We start from the raw sequence: 2318 nt of genomic DNA on the forward strand, positions 1-2318 counted from the left end.
AATCGTTGATTTCTACCAGTCGAATTTTGGAATGATTAACAGCTACATGGCCGACGAACTGCGGCAGACGTATGACGAGTGGGACAGTCAATCGGAAGAGCCCGCCCTGATCATCATCAAGGCAATGAAGATTGCCCTGGAAAAGAATGCCCGCAATTGGAAATTCGTCTGCGGCGTCCTGAGGCAGTGGGAAGGCAAGGCGCATACACTAGCCGATGCCGAGGCTCTGGAAACGGAACACAGGAACCGTGGCCGTTCCGACAGACAAGGCCGGCAGAGGGAACCACGTGCAGTCGGGGCAGATGTAAAGCACAACATCGAAGAATTTGACCGACTTGCCAAGGCACAGAATTCAGGCGTTGACATGGAGAAGGAGCTGGCCGAAATTGACCGTCTTAAGCAGGAAATGGGGATGAAGGTATGAGTGAATTAAGGAAAGGGAGAATCAATGAAAATGAAATTTGATTACGCATTGCTTGACTGCAAGCCGGGAATTATAGCGGTTGCGCCGCCGTGGACGCTGTGGTCTGGAGACAGTGTAGTAATGGGCAAAGACAGCCCAATGTACAAAGTGAAGCACTGCACCACGCTTGAGGACGATTCCGAAGCCGTGCTCATGTTGAAGGATCTTGCCGACCTTCACGATGTTTCAGCAATCATCACGGATAAGGGAGAACGCATCGATGTTCCGGATGAGAACTATTTGAGTGACATGAGGTATGAGTTTGCCGGCCCATGGATTGCTGATCTCGCCTGCATCGATGATGACATTGATGATTTGCGCCACAAGCTGGACGCTGTCGTTCAAAGGAATGTCTTTTCAAAAGAATTTGATATAGAAGCCGGTATGAGCGACGTGTATAGTCTCTGGCGAAGAAGTCTCACGATTATGTCGGCTGTGAACCGCTATATGTATACCGTAAATCACCAAAATAGAGGAGATTGATTTTGATTTAGGAAGGAAGTGATTCTGTGCGGAATACACCTCATGCGGCTTCACATTTCGGGAAAAAGATTGTTATCGATGGTCTTAAATTTGATTCGATGAAGGAAGCAAGCTTCTACCAGCTGTATATTAAGCCGAGTGGCTACCAGTTTACCACACAGGAACGATTTACGTTGCTTGAGACATTTCCCCTGGAATTAGTCAAGCTTCGTCAGACGGTATATAAGAGCGATTTCGTGGTGTATGACAAGGACGGCTCAATCAAGCATGTATATGACGTCAAGAACGGATATACCGAGTATGCCATAGATCCAAAGTCCAAGCTCAAGTTCTCGTTGTTTGCGAGAAAGTACGGTGTTCCGGTTGAAGTGGTCGTCATGCGTAAGAACTACTTCAATGTTGCAATTCTGGGCACCACGAAGAAAATCAGACCGGTGCCGAGGACTGACATCAACTATGACTGGCAGGACATTGTCAGATAATCACACCATGGCAAACCAAACACTGCATTTGCCATGGGCACGGACCCTTAGCTCAGTTGGCAGAGCAGACGGCCCATAACCGTCCGGTCGCAGGTTCGAGCCCTGCAGGGTCCATCGCCCCTACATGCTCCGGGGCGAAAACGATATTAGTTTTATGATTTGAGAACGCAAGCATTGACGGGGTTAGATACTCACAATTGAAAATCCTGAAGTGTAGCGCAAATCGGGTCATAGACAGCACGCGGACATCATGGTCGGCAATCGAATTGCAACGCGTGCATAGCCGGGGCTGCTACTGAGCGGCAGCCGACGGAACCGGCTAACTTCGCCCAGCAAGGGTGGGCGAGCCTCCTTGAAGAAGTAAAAGATAGAGACATGTACGGATAATTATAAGCTCAGGCGTGCCAGAAACGGTCCTCACAGAGCAGGCGGTTCGAGTCCGCCACTGGCGCATAAATTGCAAGAAGGGAGAAGAAAAATGAAATGGTATCTAGTGACTGTCAAGATTGACGGGACGATTACGAATAAGCTGATCAGAGCCAACAGCCCTGAAGCAGCCGAAAAGGAGGCGCTTGAATGCGCATCACGAAAGATTACGGACTCACCAGCTCCAAGTTAGAGCACGATTTACTTGTACGTTTGAACAGAGATATCATTGTGGCTCACAGGAAAGCCATAGAGAAGAGTTCAGACGATGAACGGGTAATAAGACATAAAGAGCACAAAACGGCTCAGAGAAGAAAATACACGCATTTATGGGAAGGGGGTTTGAATGAATGACAAAGTGGAGAATTGAATTGTCGGAAAATCAGCTGATGATTTACAACGACAAAACAGGTGAATTTGATGAAGTCGAATTCCTGTACTTACACTCAAATGATCAGAAGGCT

At 48.0% G+C, this 2318-nt stretch carries 4 protein-coding genes and 1 tRNA gene; all 5 read left to right on the forward strand.

Translation table 11 applies throughout. From position 1 onward, the window contains the following. Positions 1 to 424, forward strand: a 424-nt coding sequence (locus V7Z60_RS09830) for a DnaD domain-containing protein (RefSeq protein WP_334117632.1), incomplete at its 5' end; no start/stop codon positions are given. Between the two features lie 24 nt (positions 425 to 448). Continuing rightward, positions 449 to 946, forward strand: a complete 498-nt coding sequence (locus tag V7Z60_RS09835) for a hypothetical protein (protein ID WP_334117633.1) — start codon at positions 449 to 451, stop codon at positions 944 to 946. A 26-nt stretch (positions 947 to 972) separates the two neighbouring features. Beyond that, positions 973 to 1428, forward strand: a complete 456-nt coding sequence (locus V7Z60_RS09840) for a DUF1064 domain-containing protein (protein ID WP_334117634.1) — start codon at positions 973 to 975, stop codon at positions 1426 to 1428. A gap of 41 nt (positions 1429 to 1469) precedes the next feature. Beyond that, positions 1470 to 1542: transfer RNA gene (locus V7Z60_RS09845), tRNA-Ile, on the forward strand. A 364-nt stretch (positions 1543 to 1906) separates the two neighbouring features. Then, positions 1907 to 2047, forward strand: coding sequence for a hypothetical protein (locus tag V7Z60_RS09850; RefSeq protein ID WP_334117635.1), 141 nt, complete (start codon positions 1907 to 1909; stop codon positions 2045 to 2047). The last annotated feature ends 271 nt before the right edge of the window (positions 2048 to 2318 follow it).

It is taken from the genome of Ligilactobacillus sp., assembly GCF_036846325.1.
Taxonomy (GTDB): Bacteria; Bacillota; Bacilli; order Lactobacillales; family Lactobacillaceae; genus Ligilactobacillus.

Coding starts and splice junctions, on each gene's coding strand:
- V7Z60_RS09850 (WP_334117635.1), top strand. CDS start 1,907: ATGAAATGGTATCTAGTGACTGTCAAGATTGACGGGACGATTACGAAT.
- V7Z60_RS09835 (WP_334117633.1), top strand. CDS start 449: ATGAAAATGAAATTTGATTACGCATTGCTTGACTGCAAGCCGGGAATT.